The organism is Corynebacterium sp. MSK035, assembly GCF_030232615.1.
GTDB classification, from domain to species: Bacteria; Actinomycetota; Actinomycetes; order Mycobacteriales; family Mycobacteriaceae; genus Corynebacterium; species Corynebacterium jeikeium_D.
In genome coordinates, this window is record NZ_JASPJP010000011.1 from 15226 (window position 1) to 35080 (window position 19855).

The following is a 19855-nucleotide window of genomic DNA, read 5'->3' on the forward strand; positions in this document are numbered from 1 at the left end:
CCTACTTCTTCGGGCCGTTCGGACGTACGCCGAGAAGCACATCCTCCCAAGACGGCATGACAGTCTTCTTCTTGCGCTTCGGCTGCTCCACGTCCGGGTGCTGCAAGAACTCCGCCTCGTCAATATCGTCGTCGGCGGCATCGCTTTGCGACGGAACATCCTGCTCCCCGTGGCCTCGCTGCGGCTCCGCCGAAGACTGCCATGCGGCTGGCATCTCAGAGGTGTCAGCGGTATCGGCAGCTCGATTGGCCTGCGGAGCCAAGTCTCGGTTGCGGCGGGCAAAGTCGGGGTCAATCAGCTCTGCTGCCAGCTCATTGCGAGCAATGGTGAGCGCGGAAAGTCCCTCCGCCTGGTAACTCCACTCGGCCACGTTGGTGGTATGGCCGACATTCCAAGTAACCGTCACAATCCACTGTCCACTCGGGTCGCGGTAGGCGTCCCACGAGGCATCGGCGAGTTCCTGGCCACGGGCGGCAAAAGCGGTGGCGAGAATCTCCCACAGGGACAACTTGGCCGGGCCATCAATGCGACGTGGCTTCGACTGCTTGCCGAGCTCCGCAATACGTGCGCGCTCTGCAAGCACCGGGTAGGCGAAGGACTCAATCTTGCGCGGCTGCATGCCGCTGTACTCAATGAGCTCCTCCACCGTTTGGCCGCTGCGAATGCGATCCTGGATTTCGCGCGGCGACAAAACTACGCGGGGCTCTTCCAGAACTGGCTTCGGTGCCGTTGGAGTCTTCTTCGGTGCCCCGCCTGCCGTAGCGGAGTTGCCGGTCGTCTCGCTGCCTTCCGCCGCGTCGCCGCTTGCGGTGGTGGCTTCCGCTGTGCTGTCACTAGTGGAACTTCCGTCGGTGGAGCCCCTCTCTGCGGTAGCACTCTCCCCAGAGCTACCGCTGGCAGTGGCGGTGGCGGCGCTGGATCCGTCGGCAAGCGATGCGGAATCAGCTACAGCAGGGGAACCAGTGGCATCGGCGAGCTCGAAGTGCTCGACCAGGAAAGTGCGCAGGTTCTCGTCGAGAGGCAGCGTGAAGCGAAGTCCCTCCTGCCGTTCCTGCTCGGTGATATCGGCGGGAACGAGAATCAGTGAATCGGTCACATCGCCGTCCAGAACGGGCTTCAGCTCCCTCATGCGAGAACCTCCTTGTTGGTCGACGTTATAAGTAATGCTCACTAATCATGGTAAACGACAAAACTCCCGCGTCACGGACAAATGGGGCAATGCCCTTGCGCGTGGCGCGGGAGTTATGCGGCTGAGGCCGGTATTTGGCTGTTACTTTGCAGCGTAGCCGTTGTCCAGAACCCAGTCGATAGCGCCAGTCAGACGACGGATGTCCTCCGGGTCGATGGCCGGGAACATACCGATGCGCAGCTGGTTGCGGCCCAGCTTGCGGTAAGGCTCGATGTCGAGGATGCCGTTGGCGCGCAGAACCTTGGCGATCTGTGCGGCGTCGATGTTGTCCTCGAAGTCGATGGTGCCGACGACCAGCGAGCGCTTTGCAGCATCGGTGACGAACGGAGTTGCCTCCGCGCGGTTCTCAGCCCAGTTGTAGAGGTGGGAGGAGGACTCGGTGGTGCGGGCAACCATGCCATCGAGGCCACCGTTGGCGTTCATCCACTTGACCTGATCAGCCAGCATCAGCAAAGTACCGACGGCCGGGGTGTTGTAGGTCTGGTTCTTGCGGGAGTTATCAACGGCAGTCTGCAGGTTCAGGAAAGCCGGGATGAAGCGGTCGGAAGAATTGATCTTCTCAATACGCTCGATGGCAGCCGGGGACATTGCAGCCAACCAGATGCCGCCGTCAGAAGCGAAGCACTTCTGCGGGGAGAAGTAGTAGACGTCAGCCTGGGACATGTCGACCGGGAGGCCGCCGGCACCGGAGGTGGCATCGATAGCCACGAGCTGGCCCTCGGAGCCTGCCGGGCGGGTGACCGGAACCATGGTGCCGGTGGAGGTCTCGTTGTGAGCCCAACCAATAAGGTCAACGCCCTCTTCGCCAGCGACAACCTCAGGTGCGGAACCCGGCTCTGCTTCGATGATCTGCGGAGCGTCGAGCCACGGAGCCATCTTGGAGGCCTTGGCAAACTTGGAGGAGAACTCACCGTAAGTCAGGTGAGCGGACTTCTTCTCGATGAGCCCAAAGGTGGCAGCATCCCAGAAAGCGGTTGCGCCGCCGAGGGACAGGACAATCTCGTAGCCTTCCGGAAGCTGGAAGAGCTCAGCCAGACCCTCGCGAACCTCACCAACAACGTTCTTCACTGCCGGCTGACGGTGGGAGGTACCCATGATAGAGGTACCGCCGTCAACGATTGCCTGAATCTGTGCCGGGCGAACCTTCGACGGACCGCAACCAAAGCGGCCGTCGCCGGGCTGGAACTCTTCAGGGAGGACTGGGAATTGATCGCTCATATGAGGCGCAACCTTTCAAAGTGCATTCAAAGTGAAGCTTGATATACAGCCGTTGTCTTCAAACTCTAGCGGTAATCGGGGGTACTTATAGCAAAAGGGTGGGGTTCAATTGCCCCCGCTTCCGTACTTTGCATAACAAAACAGGGTGGATTGGCGTATTTGCAAAGTTTGCGAAGAATTTTTTCCAGTTTTGTTGGTGCTGAAAACTTGGCGGTGTGGGGCCTCGGGCGGGCGGCGAGGGGTGAATTATTGTGGATTTAGTCGATGTGTTTTCGGGCGTCGGCTCGATGGCTTTTGAGCTTTTAAAGACATTGGCCGCTGAATGGGCTCCTGACCTCCTGATTAGTAAATGGGCAGTGACAACGTAATAAACCCGTTTTTTCCATTTGCATTTCGGGGTGAAGAAGGGTCAAGATTGGGTAAGCCCAGGCTGCCCGAATGGGGTAGAGGGTGTTGCACTGCTCACACTCTTTGATATTGTGTGTTCTAATCCACTGCAGGTGTCGGTTCTTTATGGTTACGACACGGTCGATGTGAACTAAGCAAACTTTTTTCACTGGGCAAGATGCAATGGAACGCAAATGTCGCGCATAATTGAATCATTGAAAACAATGCGACCCCGAAGGGGTGGCGTGGAGTTGGGAGGCAGCATGCTGTTTTCCGCTGTGCCTGCTTCCCCCGCACTCTGGAGTCGTTAAGAAGAATTTTTCTGTGAAAGGGAAGTTGTGGCTACTAAAGACGGCAAGGCTGTACTCCACTACCCGGGCGGCGAGTTCGAGATGGACATCGTCAAGGCAACCGAGGGTAACGACGGTATTGCACTGGGCAAGATGCTCCAGGAAACTGGACTGACCACCTTTGACCCGGGCTACACCGCCACCGGTTCTACCGAGTCCAAGATCACTTACATCGACGGCGGTAACGGCATCCTGCGCTACCGCGGTTACCCGATTGAGCAGCTGGCTGAGAAGGCTACCTTCAACGAGGTTTCCTACCTACTGATTCACGGCCACCTTCCGTCTGAGGAAGAGCTTGCGCAGTTCAACCACGACATTCGTCACCACACCCTGCTGGACGAGGACTTCCGTCGCGCATTCAGCATCTTCCCGCGTGGCGCACACCCGATGCAGACCCTGGCTTCCTCGGTCAACATCCTGGCTTCCTACTACCAGGACGAGCTGGATCCGCTGAACGAAGAGCAGCGCAACCTGGCTGCGGTTCGCCTGATGGCTAAGGTCCCGATGCTGGCTGCATACGCTTACCGCGCATCCAAGGGTGAGCCGTACATGTACCCGGACAACAACCTGAACGCTCGCGAGAACTTCCTGCGCATGATGTTCGGTTACCCGACCGCTGACTACGAGGTTGATCCGGTAGTGGTTGATGCTCTGGACAAGCTGCTCATCCTGCACGCTGACCACGAGCAGAACTGCTCCACCTCCACCGTCCGCATGGTCGCTTCCTCCGGCGCTTCCATGTTCGTCTCCATCGCTGCTGGTATCAACGCTCTGTCTGGCCCGCTGCACGGTGGCGCTAACCAGGCTGTTCTGGAGATGCTCGAGGACATCCAGCAGAACCACGGTGGCGACGCAACCGAGTTCATGAACCGCGTGAAGAACAAGGAGCCGGGCGTCCGCCTGATGGGCTTCGGTCACCGCGTCTACAAGTCCTACGACCCGCGTGCAGCTATCGCTAAGAAGACCGCTCACGAGGTGCTCCAGCACCTCGGCGGCGACGAGCTGCTGGATCTGGCTATGAAGCTGGAAGAGATTGCACTGGCTGATGACTACTTCGTCTCCCGCAAGCTCTACCCGAACGTTGACTTCTACACCGGTCTGATTTACCGCGCCATGGGCTTCCCGACGGACTTCTTCACCGTCCTGTTCGCCATCGGCCGCCTCCCGGGCTGGATCGCTCAGTTCAACGAGCAGGTCACTGACCCGGCATCGAAGATCAACCGCCCTCGCCAGATTTACACCGGCGAGACCGAGCGTGACTTCGTTCCGCGCGACCAGCGTTAAGGTTTTTAGCGATTACCGCGTAGGGGTTCCTCGCAGGTAACTCAGCATAGAAAAGTCCAGCGTTGAAAACGCGAAAAGGCGCGTACTAGCCTTCGAAAGGTTGGTACGCGCCTTTTATTTTTCCTAGAATTTTAAGAAGCCCCATTTGAGTTGGGTCCATTTAAGTTGGAATAATTGCCAGCTTTGATAAATGCCAACTGTGATAGGAGATTGTCTTGTCCAAGCCAGAACTCACTGCTAAGTCCGGTCCGGCTCCGACGGAACTCGTCATCAACGACCTCACTGTCGGTGACGGCAAGGAGGCCACCCCGGGTGCTCGCGTCGAGGTCCACTACGTGGGTGTTGACTACGAGACCGGTGAAGAGTTCGACTCTTCCTGGAACCGCGGCCAGTCCATCGAGTTCCCGCTGAACGGTCTGATTGCCGGTTGGCAGGAAGGCATTCCGGGCATGAAGGTCGGCGGTCGCCGCGAGCTGATTTGCCCGCCGGAGAAGGCTTACGGCCCGGCTGGTGCAGGACACTTCCTGTCTGGTAAGACCCTGGTCTTTGTCATCGACCTGTTGGACGTTAAGTAAAAGGCCACATGCTGGCTCTGTTGGCTGGCTGAGCTTCGCTTCGCGGTTCCTGTCCATTCCTCCGTCGTCGGTTTGCAGGATTTCCGGCGAAGAAAGTGACTGCGTTTATGACACTTCAGGCGTGAAAAATTGCCCAAAAGTGTCATAAACCCAGTCACTTTCTTGCTTTTTGAGGTTGGGGTGGGGCTGAAGGCCCAAACCAGGCCCAAACCAGGCCCACACCAGGCCCCAGCCCCCTTACTCGCTCAGCGCGAAGCGACGGTAGTGGTCGAAACGCTGCTCACGGCCAACGCGAGCCGGATTCTTCTCCAGCTCCCAGAGGGCGTGCTCGATAGCACTCAGAGCACGGCGGGGCAGTTCGGCCGGATTCTCAGGTTCGGCCACAATCTCGTCGATGACCCCGGTCTTCAGCATGGCCTCGGCGCCAACGCCCTGCTCCTCCATCATTTCCGGGGCATGCTCGGTGTCTCGGTAGATAATCGCCGAAGCACCCTCCGGCGGCAACGGAGACATCCAGGCATCGTGCATTGCCAGCACGCGGTCAGAGGGCAGCATGGCCAGCGCACCGCCACCGCAGCCCTGGCCGAGAATGAGTGACACGGTCGGAACCTTCAAGTTCACCAGCGTGGTCAAGGTGCGGGCAATCTCGCCGGCCATGGCATTTTCCTCGGCGTCCTTGGTCAACTCAGCGCCTGGGGTGTCAATGACCGTGACCAGCGGAATGTTCAGGCTTTCCGCGATGCGCATCGCACGGCGGGCAAAACGCAGTGAGCCCGGCCCCATTGGATGCGTGCCCAGCGGCGGCTGGTTATGGCGATCCTGGGCGACCAGAATCACCGGCCGCTCACCAATCCGCGCCAGGCGAGCCCGAACCGACAGCGACTTGTGGCCATCGCCAGTGCCGGAAATCGGCACGGAGCAGTCGACAAGGGCATCGATAATGTCGCCGCCACCTGGACGAGAAGTATCGCGGGTGCGCAGGATAGCTTCCCAGGTATCGCGACCGTCAATGGCTGCTACTGGCGGTGGGGTGGGTTCGCTGGGGTCTCCGTCGGCAAGCACGTCGATGGTGCGGCGGACAGCGCCGCGCAAACCTTCGAGCGGAATGATGCCGTCGATAATGCCCTGCTTGAACAGGTTCTCGGAGGTCTGAACGCCTTCGGGCATGGGTTCGCCGGTAGCCAGCTCGACGACGCGCGGGCCGAGGAAGCCGAGAAGTGCGCCGGGCTCTGCGAAGGTGAAGTGGCCTGCCGACCCCCACGACGCCATGACACCACCGGTGGTGGGATTGCGCAGGTACACCAGGAATGGCAAGTGAGAATCCTTGTGGCGCGCCACTGCGGTGGTAATAGAGATCATGAGCGCGAACGCCGCAGTGCCCTCCTGCATGCGAGTGCCACCCGAGGTCGGGGAGAGCAACAGCGGCAGCTGCTCCGCAGTCGCGCGCTCGATGCTGCGGATAATACGACGAGCGGTTGCGGCGCCGATAGAACCGCCGAGGAAGCCGAACTCAGAACAGATGACGGCGACGCGCTTGCCGCCGACGGTGCCTTCGCCGGTGATAACGGCCTCATCGAGACCGGTTTTCTCAGCGGCGCGGGACAGTGTGCCGCGGTAGGCCTCGTCGATGTTGCCGTGCTCGGGCGCGCCGTCCCAGGATGTGAAACTTCCGTGGTCGAGGACGGTATCTATTACTTGTTGGGCGCTGATTCTAGCCATACCTCCACGGTAGTAAACAAGGGGTAAACCGGCTTAGTTGATGGTGGGCGGAAAGGGGTAGCGCTATTGTCGGAAAAAACGTGTCCGCACTACCGAGGAGTCGAACCAATGCCGATTACTGAGCGCCTCACCGAGCTGGCTGAACAGAGGCCAAACGTATGTGTCGTCGGTTCCATCAACGCAGACCTGACCGTCACCGTGAAGCGCCTGCCGCATGGTGGCGAGACTATCGAGGGCAGTCCTCTGCGCATTCTGCCGGGCGGTAAGTCGGCGAATCAGGCGGCGACGGCTGGAAGACTGGGCGCGGCCGTGGAACTGGTCGGCGCGGTCGGTTCGGATCCCAATGCGCAGTTGCTGCGCGACGCGCTTACCGACGCTCACGTGGACATCTCTGCAGTTGAGACCGTCGACTTTGCCACTGGTACAGCCATGATTGTCGTTGATGATGCGGCGGAGAATTTCATTGTCATCTCCGCTGGCGCCAATGGTGAAGTCGATGCTGAGATGGTGCGCAGTCATGCGGACAAGATTCAGCGGGCTGGGTGCCTCGGTCTGTGTCTGGAGATTTGTGATGAGGCTGTCCTGGCCGCCGCACAGATTGCCCACGATGCGGGTGTGCCGGTGGTGTTCAACCTGTCGCCGATTCGGGCGGTCAGTGAGGATCTGCTCGCGCTGGTCGATGTCCTCATTGTCAACGAGCACGAACTCGCAGCCATCATCGGCTCCGAGCGCGCGGTCGCCGGTTGCGAGCACGGTCAGTGGGATGCGGTTGGGCGCGCGCTTGCCGACGAACACGGGATTTCCACTGCCATTGTCACACTTGGCGGGGAGGGGTCTGCGGTCTTGAGGACGTCGGAAAGCGAGGTGGCGGTCACTCGCATTCCAGCGCTGCCCATCGAGGTCGTGGACACCACGGGCTGCGGTGATGCGTACATGGGTACGGTCCTCACCGCGTTGGCCGCGGGCGATGATGTGGTGACGGCAGCTCGTCTTGCGGCGGTGGTCTCGGCTCATGCGGCGACAGGCGTGGGGGCGCAGACCTCCTATGGCGAGACAGGAAAAATCGCGCAGTTTGCGGCGGACCATGGTCTATAAGGTGCGCTGCGCAAAGGCCTATAAGGTGCGCTGAGCAAACTACGCGATTGACGATTATTCGGTTTTAGGTGACCGTGGCCGAAGGAGCCACGCTCTTTTGGGCAGGGCTGGGGCTAGCTCTTGGCTGTCAGAGCCTTCTTCCAGCTGACCGCGGCACCGGTGCGCAGGACATTGCGCGGGTAGATCCAGGCGGCGAGTGCGATGACTGCGGCTACTCCCACAACCATGATTAGCAGCGAAGCCGCCAACTGGAGTGCGGAGAAGTTGCCAACGGCGTACTGCATCGGGGCAGTGGTGATGGAAACCGGTGGAATCCACGCTGCAATCTGCATGACGGTAGAGTCCAGCTTGCTCCAGCCAAACAGCGGAACATACATCGTGATCAGCGAGAACACCAGTACCGGCATCTGTGCGCCCTGGAAATCTTCCATACGGCTGACCAAGGATGCGGAGGCTGCATACAGCGCGGCGAAGAAGAAGTAACCGAGGATGAAGCACGGGACCAGCAGCCAGACTGCGGACCACGGCACATCGAAGCTCTCCGCCAATCCGGTAATCATGAGGGCAACTGCGGCGCTGGCGGTCAGCACGCTCATCATGATGATGCCAGCCAGACCGGCGCCGAGGATCTTGCCGGCCAGCAGGTGCGCCGGGCGAACTGTCGAGAGAATGATCTCGATGACGCGGGAGGACTTCTCCTCGATGACGCTGGTGGCCACCGCGCCGCCGAAGACGAGGATGGCGGTCATCATGACCATCACACCAATCAGTGTGATGACCACTGCGGGCATCTTCTCGTCTTTGGCTTCATCCAGGGACTCCACCGACACGGCTGCGCTTTGAGTCTTGGAGAAAAACTCGCTGGGGTTGATTCCGTTTTCGCTGAGCAGCATGGCTTCATTTTGTTTCTGCAGCGATTCCTGCAGCATTGGGGCCAGCCAGGATGGGGCGTCGTCGGCAAGCAGCTTCCACGAGCCCTCCTTGCCTTCTGCGGTGTCGGGGACGAGAGCGGCGTCGGCGTCGCCGTCGGTGACGGCAGCGCGAGCGGCCTTGTCGTCTGCCGCGGACGTAATCTCCAACGGTGAGAGCGATGCTGTGGCAAATGCGCCGGCTGCGGCATCCGCGCCTTCAGCATCCTTTATTTCGGCGGTAGCGTCGGCGAGAGAGTCCGCGAACGGCGCTTCTCCGACGACCGCGATTTTTACGGTGTCATTATCGGACTTGGAGGTCATGTAGTCGGCAACGAAGATACCGCCGACGGCAGCCACCGCCATGATGATCAGCGTAATTAGCGAGCTCTTCTTCAGCAGATGCTCGCGGAGTTCGCGGACGAAAACAGTCTTAACGGCCGTTGAGGCGTTGTAAGTGTTGGTGCTCATTGCTGTACGGCCTCCTGGTAGAGCTCGGTAAGTGGAATTTGCAGAGGTCCAAACGAACGGACCGTTCCCGCTGCCATCGCGCTGTGTAGCAGCTTCTGGTCGGTGTCGGCGGGGGCGTTGGAATCGAGGTGAACGACGGTGGCACCGTGGGCATCACGCTCCACGCTTGTCACGCCTTCGACGGAGGTCGCCCAATCCTGGGGCGCACCATCGAGCTTGACGACGAAAGCCCGTGGGCCCCGTGCTCGCAGCTCATCAACAGTGCCTTCCACGAGCATGCGGCCGTCGCGGATGATGCCGACGCGGTCACACATGCGCTCGACAAGGTCGAGCTGGTGGGAAGAGAACACAATCGGGGTGCCGCGGTCGGCGTACTCCTTGAGTACGGAGCTCATCACCTTGACCGCAACTGGGTCGAGACCAGAGAAGGGCTCGTCGAGGACGAGTATTTCTGGGTCGTGGACGAGGGAGGCTGCCAGCTGCACGCGCTGCTGATTGCCGAGCGAGAGCGTGTCGACCTTGTCGTTGGCGCGCTCGGTGAGACCGAGGCGCTCCAACAAGTTGTCGGCGTTGGATTCCGCGCGCTTGGTGGGCACACCGTGTAGGCGAGCAAAGTAAATCAGCTGCTTGCGGACCTCATCCTTTGGGTAGAGGCCGCGTTCTTCTGGCATGTAGCCAATCGTGCGGCGCAGCGAGTCATTCATCGGGGTATTGCCGATGCGCACTTCGCCTTTATCGGTGGCCAGCACGCCGAGGGCAATGCGCATGGTGGTGGTCTTGCCGGCACCGTTAGAGCCGACGAAGCCGTAGATTTCTCCAGGGTGAACTTGGAAGCTCATGCCACGGAGAACCTGCAGGTCTCCGTAGGACTTCTCAAGCCCGTCAATAATGAGGCTGTTCATGGTGATCCTTAGATTGAGGAGTGAAGGGCAGAGGAGGGATGTGAGTTTTTTGAGCCAGTGCTAGTCGTCCCGCAGGTTCCAGGCGTAGACGACGGTGGGCAGCGTGGAAATGTAGAGGAAAGCGATAATTCCGAAGATTCCGAAGCTGTACGGAATGTAGTGTCCCCAGTCAGGCTGCGCGTTCAGGACATAGGTGCCCACCAGAACTAGAGCGAGGAAGGACACTAGGCCGAAGTAGATGAAGCAGCGGTATGTCAGTCCGCGCAGGTTCAAAATTTGTTCTTGCTGGTACTCGTCCAGCAGTGAGGTGGGTGCACTGTCGACCATGTCGACTGTGATGTTGAGGCTGGTCCAGACGACAATCACAATGAGGGAAATCACTGGCCAGAGCAGAGAAAGCCAGCCCGGGAAAATATCGGTCAGAGTGCCGAGAAGCGCGATGCCACTAATCAGCATCAGCACAAGGCATACCTCGAATGCGATGACCAGCTTCCGCCGCGCCGCCTGGTTGCGCCACTTGGGCAACCAGCTTGACATCTGCTCGACACGCTTTGTGTACTTCGCTTCGCGCCGGGCTTCTAGCTTTTCGAAAAAGTTCGGTGTTGCGTTTTCAGTCCGAATAGCTGGCATCGTTAGCTTTCCTTTCGGTATAGGGCAGAGGACATGGGCTTGAATTCCTCGCGAGAGAACACCGCCTCAACGGGGAGATCGAACACCGCGCAGATGCGAAATGCCAGATCCAAGCTGGGGTAGTGGTCACCTCGCTCCAACGCGCCAATCGTTTGAGGATTGACCTCTACTTGTTTGGCTAGTTCGGCTCGGCTGAGTCCGTGTTCTGCCCGCAGCACTGAAATTCTGTTGAATATCGGTTCTTTGGGTTTAATCTTTGGGGACACACTCCAAAGTGTTGTATAAACACAACGCTGCGTCAACTGTTTACAACAGAATGAAGCGCACTCACCTTTCTAAACCGCAGGTCAGCGGGGTAGAAAAAATCTAAAAAATTTTCAGTCCGTACACTCGGTTGGCATGACCACACTCAATCTGAAGTACGATGCAGCGACAACCGGAATTGCCAACGTGGAAATGGTCGATGGCAACGCCATCCCGATTCTGGGGTTCGGTACCTACAAGCTCGACGATGAGCAGGCGCGCGAATCCGTGCGCTACGCCCTGGAAGTCGGCTACCGCCACATCGACACCGCATCGCTCTATCGCAATGAGCGAGGGGTTGGGCAGGGTATTGCTGATGCGGTCGCTGCGAACGTCGTAAAGCGTGAAGATATCTTCGTGACCACGAAGGTCTGGAACGATGCGCAGGGGTCGGCGGCGACGCGCGAGTCCGTGCGGGCATCTTTGGAACGGCTCAGCCTTGACTACGTTGACCTGGTGCTTGTGCACTGGCCGGTGGAGAAGCAGGGGACGTTTGGGCAGTGTTTCGATACGCTGCTGGAGCTCAAGCGTGAGGGGCTGATTCGCTCGGTTGGTGTGGCGAACTTTTACCCAGAGGTGCTCGATCAGCTCTCGGAGACTCCGGTGGTCAATCAGATTGAGCTGCATCCGCAGTTCCCGCAGAATGAGCAGGTTGAAGACGATCGTCGTCGCGGTATTGTCACGCAGGCTTGGTCGCCGTTGGGGCGCGCGAAGTACTTTGAGGGCTCGCCGATTGCTGAAATCGCAGATCGCCTGGGTAAAACTCCCGCCCAAGTTGCTATCCGCTGGCACCTTCAGCGTGGCATCGTGGCCATCCCGAATTCGGGCACGCCGTCGCGCATCAAGGAGAACTTTCAGGTCACCGACTTTGAACTCACCGACGAGGACATGGAAACGATTGCGTCGATGGCGCGTGCCGACGGGCGCCTGAGCGGCGACCCGCGGGTATTCGGCAACGAATAAGCGAATTTAGATTTGCTTATAGCCCCATCACTATTGGTATTTCGCGGGTAGCCTAAATGCTATGACGAACCCAGCATCTGAAATCCGCGTCGAAGCCGACGGCGCAATTGTCACTATCACCATCGACCGAGATCATAAGCGCAACTCCTTGACTGCCGACGTGTGTCGTGACATCGCCGATGCGGTGGAAGCTGCCGCTGAGGTTCCAGAGCAGCGCGTTATCCTACTGCGCGGCGAAGGTCGTGCTTTCTGCGCTGGTGCTGACCTGAGTGGCCAGCATCATGAAGATTCCTTCCACGAACAGCTACGTCGAATGCTGCGCACAATCGAGGCCAGCCGTCTGGTGGTTATAGCGGATGTGCAGGGGCCGGCTGTCGGGGCTGGTATGCAGCTGGCGATGGCGGCCGATTTGCGCGTCGTGGGTGAGCGCGGCTGGTTTATGATTCCGCCGGTCAAGCTCGGTATCGCTGTCGATGCCTGGACAATTCGCCGCGTACGCGTACTCGTCGGCGGTGCCCGCGCCCGCACTATTTTGTTGGCGGCCGAGCGCATGGATCAGGAAGCCGCCCGCGGTTGTGGTCTGGCTTCCTACCTCGGTGGTCCGGACAAGGCGGAGGAGGTAGCGCTTCGTATCGCCACCTACGCGCCCCTGTCGCTGGCCTACCACAAGGCAGTGCTCAACGACGATGAGACACATAGCCCGTTGAAGGACTACCAGCAGGAGCTCTACGACACGGTGTGGGCTTCCGAGGATGCTGCGGAGGCATCGAAGGCGCGAGCCGAAAAGCGCGAACCAAATTTCATTGGCAAATAGGTCGAATAGGTTCAGCAATTAGGCGAATAGGGTAGGCAGGCATGGGCTCGTGGAAAACTCCCGACAGTGGTCTTACTCAACAGCAGGTCCAGCAACGCATCGAGTTGGGGCACGTCAACGAGCTGCCGCCAACATCCGGGCGCAGTGTGTGGGACATTATCCGTGCCAATGTGTTTACCCGGATTAACGGTATTCTCGCTGTTTTATTCGCAGTCGTGCTCTATACCGGCTCAATCGTCAACGGTGCCTTTGGTCTGCTGATTATCGCCAACTCTATCGTCGGCATCATCCAAGAACTGCGTGCCAAGCGCACACTGGACAAGCTTTCCATTGTCGGCCGTGCAAAACCCATGGTCATTCGCGACGGGGAGCCTGCTCGCGAGATCGACCGCGAGTCCGTCGTCCTCGACGATCTCATCGAGGTTGGTCCCGGTGACCAAATCGTCGTTGACGGTATTCTCCGCTACGCCTCTGACGTGGCTGTCGATGAGTCCTCTCTCACCGGTGAATCCGATGCCGTCGATAAGAGCGTTGGGGACATGGTCTACTCGGGTTCCTCGGTCGTGGTGGGGTCGGCGCGATATCAGGCCACCAAAGTGGGCAAGGAGGCTTACGCCGCCAAGCTCGCAGCTGAGGCCAACAAATTCACGCTGACTGATTCCCAGCTCTTCCGCGGCATCAACAAGATCCTGACCTACATTTCCTGGATTCTCATTCCCGTCGGCGCCTTGGCAATCTATACGCAGCTCTTTGTCGCCGGCGATGATTTCAACGATGCGCTGCTGGGGATGGTCGCCACGCTGGTGCCCATGGTCCCTGAGGGGCTTGTCCTCATGGCCACCATCGCATTTGCCCTTGGGGTGGTGCGCTTGGGGCGACATCGCGTGCTGGTCAATGAGTTGCCCGCCATCGAAGGTCTCGCGCGTGTCGACACCGTGTGTGTCGACAAAACTGGCACGCTCACCGAAAATGCGATGCAGCTAGTGGAAGTCGACATCGTATCGGGTGACGGTACCTCCCGCGATGAGGTCGACTCCGCACTCATCGATCTGTGCAAGCTCGACGATCGCCCCAACGCAACGGCTCGTGCACTGCTCGATGGGCTTGCGGACGCAGGGGACGTCGTAAAGCATGAACAAACCAAAACCCGCCCCTTTACCTCGGCGAATAAGTGGTCGGCGCTGACGTATCACGGCGGTGCGACGTGGGTTTTCGGCGCGCCCGATGTGCTTGTCGACGACTACGCGGTCGGCATGCAGAAAGCTCGGGAGCTTATGGAGGAAGGACTTCGTGTGCTCCTGCTCGCGCGGACCTCAGTTGGGGCAGATGACCTGCCCGGCGGTGCGCTGCGGAAGAGTGGCGAGGTGGAGTTGAAGCCAGTCGCACTTGTCGTGCTGGGGCAGAAGGTGCGTTCAGATGCGGCGGACACGGTGGCCTACTTCTATGAAGAAGGCGTCGAGGTCAAGGTCATTTCTGGTGACAATGACCGCTCCGTGGGGGCTGTTGCACGTGAGCTGGAAATGGAGGGGGCTAACAATCCTGTCGATGCGTCTGAGCTTCCGGTCAGCCGCGATGAGAATAGCGAAGCCAAGCCCACCGAGATCCGCAACGAGTTCGCAGACATTGTGGAGTCGCGGCAGATCTTCGGCCGTGTCACGGCGGAGAATAAGCGCGATATGGTTCATGCGCTGCAGTCGCGGGGGCATCATGTGGCGATGACCGGTGATGGTGTCAATGATGTGCTGGCGCTGAAAGCGGCGAACCTGGGCGTGGCTATGGGGGATGGGGCGCCGGCGACACGTTCGGTTGCGCAGTTGGTGCTGTTGGATAATCGCTTCGCCGTGATGCCGATGATTGTGGCGGAGGGGCGTCGCGTCATTGGCAATATCGAGCGTGTGGCCAACCTCTTTTTGACGAAGACCATCTACTCGGTGGTGCTGGCGCTGGCTGTGGGGCTGTGGGGGATGGATTATCCATTCGAGCCGATTCACGTGACGATTACGGGTTGGTTCACAATTGGAATCCCGGCGTTCGTGCTGTCGTTGGCTCCTAACTTGGAGCGTGCGCGCGATGGTTTCGTGCGGCGCGTGTTGCGCTTAGCGATACCGGCGGGCATCACGGTGGGGTTGTTGACCTTCATGTTTTGGTTGTGGGCAAACCCGGGAGTCGACGCCAGCGATGCGGCACGAGGGGAGGCGTCTACTGCGACCCTCATTGTGCTGATTGTTTCGGCATTTTGGGTTTTGGTGGTCGTGGCTAGGCCATACACCTGGTGGAAGGTTCTGTTGCTGGCGGTATCGGCAGGAGCCTACCTGTTCATCTTCTCGGTTCGTTCAGTGGCCACAGTGCTTAATCTGTACTGGGTAGGGCGGGAGCTGTTGATTCCCGCGCTGATCGTGGGGGCCATCGGCGCGGTCATTATCGAAGCGCTGTGGTGGTGGCGTCAGAGTAAGCCATTGCCGGAAGAAGCGGAGAACACGAGTACAACGGCGTAAATGGGGGTAGTAAAAACGGCGCCTAAGTATGCAGGTAATGGCGTTTTTGGGGGTGCCTTAAGGCTCGCTGAGAAGTAGTTAGCCGCATTTAACTTCTTTGCTAACTGTGTTCCAGGTAACTTTGTTTCCACACATAATGAAAAATGTGGTGCATGGCACACCTTCGGGGTGGCTGTGCTGAACCTCATTACGAACACCTGCATAACTTCCTGGAAAGGATTAGCCCGTGTCCGCAACTCCCTTGCCGGCAGACCGGCATAAGCCACAGGCGGCCGAGTACCGCTACGTGCAAAACTCAGCGCAGTTCCAAGAGCTCCGCTCTACATTCCGTTCTTTCGCCATCCCGATGACCGTCGCAGGTCTGGTGTGGTACATCGCATTCGTTTTGCTTGCGACGTTCGCGCCGGATCTCATGGCGACTCCCGTACTGGGCAATATCAACCTGGGCATCGTCCTTGGTCTGCTCCAGTTCGTGACCACCTTCGCCATCACCTGGGTGTACATCAACTTCGCCAACAAGAAGCTTGAGCCGATGCAGGCAGAGCTGCGCGAGGCACTGGAAAGCGGAGAAATCGCTGAAATCGTCGCAAAGAAGGAGGCATAGGCATGCTGACTAGTTTCTTTGCTGCAGATGACACTGCAGCAGCAGGTAACCCGATTCTCAACATCGCGGTCTTCGTCGCCTTCATTGTTGCGACCATGTTCATCGTTACTCGAGTGGGCAAGGGCGGAAACAAGGGAGCATCAGACTTTTACACCGGTGGCGCACAGTTCTCCGGTACCCAAAACGGTCTTGCCATTGCGGGTGACTACCTCTCGGCGGCTTCCTTCCTCGGTATCGTCGGCGCCATTGCGCTGACTGGTTACGACGGATTCCTTTACTCCATCGGCTTCTTCGTAGCCTGGCTGGTCGCGCTGCTGTTGGTTGCAGAGCCGCTGCGTAACGTCGGTAAGTTCACCATGGCCGACGTGCTGTCCTTCCGTCTTAAGCAGCGCCCGGTACGTACTGCGGCTGCTATCTCGACCCTCGCGGTGACCCTGTTCTACCTCATCGCGCAGATGGCCGGTGCAGGTTCCCTGGTCGCCGTGCTGCTCAACATTCACGACTCCACTCAGCAGTCCATCGTTGTCGCGGTCGTCGGCATCATCATGGTTGCTTACGTTCTCATCGGTGGTATGAAGGGCACGACTTACGTGCAGATGATTAAGGCCGTCCTGCTGGTCGGTGCTGTCATCATCATGACCCTGATCATCCTGGTTGGCGTTAAGGGTAACTTCTCCCAGCTCCTGCAGGACGCAGTGGACATGCACGCGAGCTCGGATCACATCGCCGAGAAGGGCTACGAAGCCTCCGCCATTCTTGAGCCGGGTCTGAAGTACGGCGGCTCCTTCGTTCAGCAGCTGGACTTCGTCTCTCTGGGCCTGGCACTGGTCCTCGGTGTTGCTGGTCTGCCGCACGTGCTCATGCGCTTCTACACGGTGCCGACTGCAAAGGAAGCTCGTAAGTCCGTGACCTGGGCAATCATCCTCATCGGTGGTTTCTACCTGTTGACCCTGGTACTCGGTTACGGCGCCGCCGCACTTGTTGGTCCGGACCGAATCAACGCCGCCCCGGGCGGAGCCAACGCTGCAGCTCCGCTGCTGGCCTTCGAAATCGGTGGCTCCATCTTCATGGCAGTGATTTCCGCAGTGGCGTTCGCTACCGTGCTGGCCGTGGTCGCTGGTCTGGCAATTACCGCTTCCGCGTCTGTCGGCCAGGACCTCTACCAGGCCGTGATCCGCAAGGGACAGGCCACGGAAGCCGAGCAGGTTCGTGTCTCCCGCATTACCGTAATCGTGCTGGGCGTTGTCGCCATTATCCTCGGCATCCTGGCCATGGGGCAGAACGTCGCCTTCTTGGTGTCGCTGGCCTTCGCAGTGGCAGCATCCGCAAACGTACCAACCATCCTGATGTCCCTGTTCTGGAAGCGCTTCAACACCGCAGGCGCAGTTGCCTCCATGTACACCGGTGTCATCGCCTCGCTGGTTCTGATTATCTTCTCCCCGGCAGTTTCCGGCAGCGAGTCCTCGATGATTCCGTCGGTTGACTTCTCCTGGTTCCCGCTGACCTCGCCGGGTCTGCTCGCAATCCCGCTGGCGTTCCTGGCTGGCATCATCGCCACCTACATGGGCAAGCCGGATAACTTCGATGACCTGGCAGCTGAGATGGAAGTTCGCTCCCTGACCGGTGTTGGCACCGAGGCTGCGGTTGATCACTAATAACCACTGAGTCCTTGGCTGGCAACGCTGCCCGAACAGCTCAGCCAATCTCAATTAACTGAATAGACAAATGCAAGGGCCCCGTTACCGTCACTGGTAGCGGGGCCTTTGTGGTGGCCGCGGGGTCGTCGTCAAGCATGTGCGAATCAGTGCATGATAGTTAATGGACGGGCCTGTTGCCCTGGCTCCGCAGGGGCTCGCGGAAGCGAGCGCGGAGTCTTAGATATAAGGTGGGAAGGTAACAATCTGGTTTGCCCCACCGCAATAATTGGAGTGTGTATGACTGACAATTCTGGCGCTTCTGAGAACAACAATTCTTTCCGTAGCGCCCTGCATGATGAGCACGTAAGCCTTGGCGCAGAAATGCGCAATGTTGGTGGCTACGAAGTGCCGTTCCGCTACTCTTCGGAAATTGCAGAGCACAACGCAGTGCGTGAGGCCGTTGGTGTTTTCGACCTGTCGCTGATGGGTATCATCCGCGTCACTGGTGAGGATGCGGCGGCGTTCCTTGCACACTCCCTGATTTCGGCAATCAAGCCGCTGGCGTTGGGTCGTGCCAAGTACACCATGATTGTGCAGGAAGACGGCGGCATTATTGATGACCTCATCATTTACCGCCTCGGTAGTCACGAATTCATGCTGGTGCAGAATGCCGCAGCCGCTGAAGATGTGTACTCGACGCTGCGCGAGCGCGTTGGTGGCTACAACGTCGAGGTTGAGCGCATGAATGACAAGAATGTGCTCCTGGCCATTCAAGGGCCGAAGGCTGCGAAGCTTCTGCGCCGTCTGTTGCCACAGGATCTGCACGCGACTCTCGATGGCATGAACTACTACTCTTGCACTCTGCTCGAGGTCGCAGGTGTGGAAATGATTGTTGCCCGAACCGGCTACACCGGTGAGGACGGCTTCGAGATCTTCCCGCCGGCTGACCGCGCCGTCGAGGTCTGGCGTGCAATCATTGCAGCAGGTGGCAAGGTGGAAAACCCGGAGGATCCGGCTGACAACGGCGCTGACCTCGGCCTGCTGCCGTGTGGTCTGGCCTGCCGCGACACCCTGCGTCTTGAGGCCGGTATGCCGCTCTATGGCTACGAGCTGACTCGAGACCGCACTCCGCTGGAGGCCGGCTTGAAGTCCATCATGGGGCCGACCAAGGGGCAGTTTATTGGTCGCAATGCCCTGATTAACCGTCCGCAGTCGAAGGAGCTGCTGGTTGGTCTGCGTTTCTCCGGTGATGAAGCTCCCAAGCGTGGCACCAAGCTCATTGATGCGGAAGGTAACGAGGTTGGTGTGCTGACTTCCGCCAAGGTGTCGCCGACTTTGGGCCACCCAATCGGTTTTGCATACGTTCAGCGTTGGCAGTCCTCCACTGGCACTGAGCTGACCGTTGAAGGCGCCGACATTACCGCCACCGTCGTGCCGACGCCGTTCTACAACCGCCGTCACCGCAAGTAGGGGAGCGCGGGTGCTCCGCCGCATTGTGGCGGGCTCAGATCTGTTCAGGTTCGTCTCTTCGTATCTGTTGGGTAAATAAAAAATCCGCTGCAGTATTGTTGCAGCGGATTTTGGTTTTTAGGGCGAGCTAGCGCACCTTACCTAACGGAGCCCCGAGCCGACGAACCTCGCAGCCCGAGACGAACCTAGCGGAACAGGCCGGTGAGCCCATGATTATCTTCGCTTGGCTGCTCTTCCTGCTCCGATTCTGTCGGCTCGCCGGAGGTTGTCGGAGTCGTTGAAGTATCGGGCGGCGTGGAAGTATCAGAGGTCGTCGAGCTCTCCGTTTCACTTGTCTCCGTTGTGCTCTCGCTCGGAGTCGTCGGCTCAGGTTCCTGAGGCAGTGGCTCAGTGGTCGTCGGAGTAGTGGAGATCCACATTTGCTGCGATGTCGGGTTCGCGGGGGTTTGCTGCAGCACCGTCCACACTTCCTGCTTGCCGACTTGTGCGCATTCAAGATTCTGGCCGTTGGCGCTCATTCGTATTTCGCCGGTCTGGTTCGGGCACAGCTGCCCGATGCGCGGCGTACCGCCTTCTCGAACCTTTGGTCCGGTCGTCGTCGGCGAACTCGTCGTCGACACCGTAGTAAGTTGGCTTGACGACGAGGTTTGCGTCGCGGCAACCTCCTCGCTTTCGCTGTTGGCACAGCTGGTGGCCGTGGCTGCGAAGGTGAGGAAGCAGCAGGCCAGCGCCAGCTGCCGGCGGTTCTTGCGCCGGACGGCAGTGAGTTTAGGGTGCTGTACGGCTGACAGCTGAGTTCGCGTATTCACATCCATCTCACTTTCTGGGCTTCTCGGGCCTG

At 59.1% G+C, this 19855-nt stretch carries 17 protein-coding genes; 9 read left to right on the forward strand and 8 right to left on the reverse strand.

Features of this window, described 5'->3' with window-relative positions; translation table 11 throughout:
- Window position 1: 1 nt before the first annotated feature.
- Together sepH and serC are read right to left on the reverse strand one after the other, a co-directional pair.
- Entirely contained in the window at window positions 2–1129 is a 1128-nt protein-coding gene (gene sepH / locus QP978_RS07785) for a septation protein SepH (RefSeq protein WP_016423309.1), read from the reverse strand.
- A gap of 141 nt (window positions 1130–1270) precedes the next feature.
- A complete protein-coding gene (serC, locus tag QP978_RS07790) occupies window positions 1271–2407 on the reverse strand; it encodes a phosphoserine transaminase (protein WP_049171366.1) in 1137 nt (378 codons plus the stop codon).
- A 725-nt stretch (window positions 2408–3132) separates the two neighbouring features.
- Between serC and QP978_RS07795 the strand changes: the two genes are divergently transcribed.
- The gene (locus QP978_RS07795) at window positions 3133–4428 is read left to right on the forward strand and encodes a citrate synthase (protein WP_016423307.1); all 1296 of its coding nucleotides are present in this window, start codon (window positions 3133–3135) and stop codon (window positions 4426–4428) included.
- A gap of 215 nt (window positions 4429–4643) precedes the next feature.
- A complete protein-coding gene (locus QP978_RS07800; protein WP_005511805.1) occupies window positions 4644–5003 on the forward strand; it encodes an FKBP-type peptidyl-prolyl cis-trans isomerase in 360 nt (119 codons plus the stop codon).
- Window positions 5004–5240: 237 nt separating this feature from the next.
- Here the strand turns inward: QP978_RS07800 and QP978_RS07805 are convergent, their stop codons facing one another.
- Window positions 5241–6722: a carboxyl transferase domain-containing protein gene (locus QP978_RS07805; RefSeq protein WP_069359660.1), complete on the reverse strand. Its 1482-nt coding sequence runs from the start codon at window positions 6720–6722 to the stop codon at window positions 5241–5243.
- Between the two features lie 108 nt (window positions 6723–6830).
- Between QP978_RS07805 and QP978_RS07810 the strand changes: the two genes are divergently transcribed.
- The gene (locus tag QP978_RS07810; protein ID WP_049171360.1) at window positions 6831–7817 is read left to right on the forward strand and encodes a ribokinase; all 987 of its coding nucleotides are present in this window, start codon (window positions 6831–6833) and stop codon (window positions 7815–7817) included.
- 113 nt (window positions 7818–7930) lie between these two features.
- Here QP978_RS07810 and QP978_RS07815 read toward each other — a convergent pair whose 3' ends face one another.
- The 4 genes from QP978_RS07815 to QP978_RS07830 are packed head-to-tail and all read right to left on the reverse strand — an operon-like array spanning window position 7931 to window position 10994.
- Complete coding sequence (locus QP978_RS07815) at window positions 7931–9196, reverse strand: ABC transporter permease (RefSeq protein ID WP_016423304.1); 1266 nt, start codon at window positions 9194–9196, stop codon at window positions 7931–7933.
- Complete coding sequence (locus tag QP978_RS07820; protein ID WP_284857030.1) at window positions 9193–10098, reverse strand: ABC transporter ATP-binding protein; 906 nt, start codon at window positions 10096–10098, stop codon at window positions 9193–9195. The genes QP978_RS07815 and QP978_RS07820 overlap by 4 nt, the downstream gene beginning before the upstream one ends.
- A gap of 60 nt (window positions 10099–10158) precedes the next feature.
- Window positions 10159–10728 carry a hypothetical protein gene (locus QP978_RS07825; RefSeq protein WP_284857031.1) on the reverse strand — a complete coding sequence of 190 codons (570 nt, stop codon included), beginning with the start codon at window positions 10726–10728 and terminating at the stop codon, window positions 10159–10161.
- Window positions 10729–10730: 2 nt separating this feature from the next.
- A complete protein-coding gene (locus QP978_RS07830) occupies window positions 10731–10994 on the reverse strand; it encodes a helix-turn-helix transcriptional regulator (protein ID WP_042388879.1) in 264 nt (87 codons plus the stop codon).
- Window positions 10995–11127: 133 nt separating this feature from the next.
- Between QP978_RS07830 and QP978_RS07835 the strand changes: the two genes are divergently transcribed.
- The 6 genes from QP978_RS07835 to gcvT all read left to right on the forward strand — a co-directional run bounded on the left by QP978_RS07835 (window position 11128) and on the right by gcvT (window position 19014).
- Entirely contained in the window at window positions 11128–11994 is an 867-nt protein-coding gene (locus QP978_RS07835) for an aldo/keto reductase (RefSeq protein WP_284857032.1), read from the forward strand.
- A 61-nt stretch (window positions 11995–12055) separates the two neighbouring features.
- Entirely contained in the window at window positions 12056–12808 is a 753-nt protein-coding gene (locus QP978_RS07840) for an enoyl-CoA hydratase (RefSeq protein ID WP_048733677.1), read from the forward strand.
- A gap of 41 nt (window positions 12809–12849) precedes the next feature.
- Window positions 12850–15303, forward strand: coding sequence for an HAD-IC family P-type ATPase (locus QP978_RS07845; protein ID WP_284857033.1), 2454 nt, complete (start codon window positions 12850–12852; stop codon window positions 15301–15303).
- A 226-nt stretch (window positions 15304–15529) separates the two neighbouring features.
- Window positions 15530–15907, forward strand: a complete 378-nt coding sequence (locus QP978_RS07850) for a DUF485 domain-containing protein (RefSeq protein WP_070429956.1) — start codon at window positions 15530–15532, stop codon at window positions 15905–15907.
- Between the two features lie 2 nt (window positions 15908–15909).
- Window positions 15910–17562, forward strand: coding sequence for a monocarboxylic acid transporter (locus QP978_RS07855; RefSeq protein WP_016423297.1), 1653 nt, complete (start codon window positions 15910–15912; stop codon window positions 17560–17562).
- A gap of 279 nt (window positions 17563–17841) precedes the next feature.
- Window positions 17842–19014, forward strand: coding sequence for a glycine cleavage system aminomethyltransferase GcvT (gene gcvT / locus QP978_RS07860; protein WP_016423296.1), 1173 nt, complete (start codon window positions 17842–17844; stop codon window positions 19012–19014).
- Window positions 19015–19199: 185 nt separating this feature from the next.
- On the opposite strand, the gene QP978_RS07865 is transcribed toward gcvT, so the two are convergent.
- Window positions 19200–19829, reverse strand: a complete 630-nt coding sequence (locus tag QP978_RS07865) for a hypothetical protein (protein ID WP_284857034.1) — start codon at window positions 19827–19829, stop codon at window positions 19200–19202.
- Between the last annotated feature and the right edge of the window lie 26 nt (window positions 19830–19855).

Bases quoted from the DNA above. Each gene is read 5' to 3' on its own strand.
- sepH (WP_016423309.1), bottom strand. From the start codon at position 1,129: ATGAGGGAGCTGAAGCCCGTTCTGGACGGCGATGTGACCGATTCACTG.
- serC (WP_049171366.1), bottom strand. From the start codon at position 2,407: ATGAGCGATCAATTCCCAGTCCTCCCTGAAGAGTTCCAGCCCGGCGAC.
- QP978_RS07805 (WP_069359660.1), bottom strand. From the start codon at position 6,722: ATGGCTAGAATCAGCGCCCAACAAGTAATAGATACCGTCCTCGACCAC.
- QP978_RS07810 (WP_049171360.1), top strand. From the start codon at position 6,831: ATGCCGATTACTGAGCGCCTCACCGAGCTGGCTGAACAGAGGCCAAAC.
- QP978_RS07815 (WP_016423304.1), bottom strand. From the start codon at position 9,196: ATGAGCACCAACACTTACAACGCCTCAACGGCCGTTAAGACTGTTTTC.
- QP978_RS07820 (WP_284857030.1), bottom strand. From the start codon at position 10,098: ATGAACAGCCTCATTATTGACGGGCTTGAGAAGTCCTACGGAGACCTG.
- QP978_RS07825 (WP_284857031.1), bottom strand. From the start codon at position 10,728: ATGCCAGCTATTCGGACTGAAAACGCAACACCGAACTTTTTCGAAAAG.
- QP978_RS07835 (WP_284857032.1), top strand. From the start codon at position 11,128: ATGACCACACTCAATCTGAAGTACGATGCAGCGACAACCGGAATTGCC.
- QP978_RS07840 (WP_048733677.1), top strand. From the start codon at position 12,056: ATGACGAACCCAGCATCTGAAATCCGCGTCGAAGCCGACGGCGCAATT.
- QP978_RS07845 (WP_284857033.1), top strand. From the start codon at position 12,850: ATGGGCTCGTGGAAAACTCCCGACAGTGGTCTTACTCAACAGCAGGTC.
- QP978_RS07855 (WP_016423297.1), top strand. From the start codon at position 15,910: ATGCTGACTAGTTTCTTTGCTGCAGATGACACTGCAGCAGCAGGTAAC.
- gcvT (WP_016423296.1), top strand. From the start codon at position 17,842: ATGACTGACAATTCTGGCGCTTCTGAGAACAACAATTCTTTCCGTAGC.
- QP978_RS07865 (WP_284857034.1), bottom strand. From the start codon at position 19,829: ATGGATGTGAATACGCGAACTCAGCTGTCAGCCGTACAGCACCCTAAA.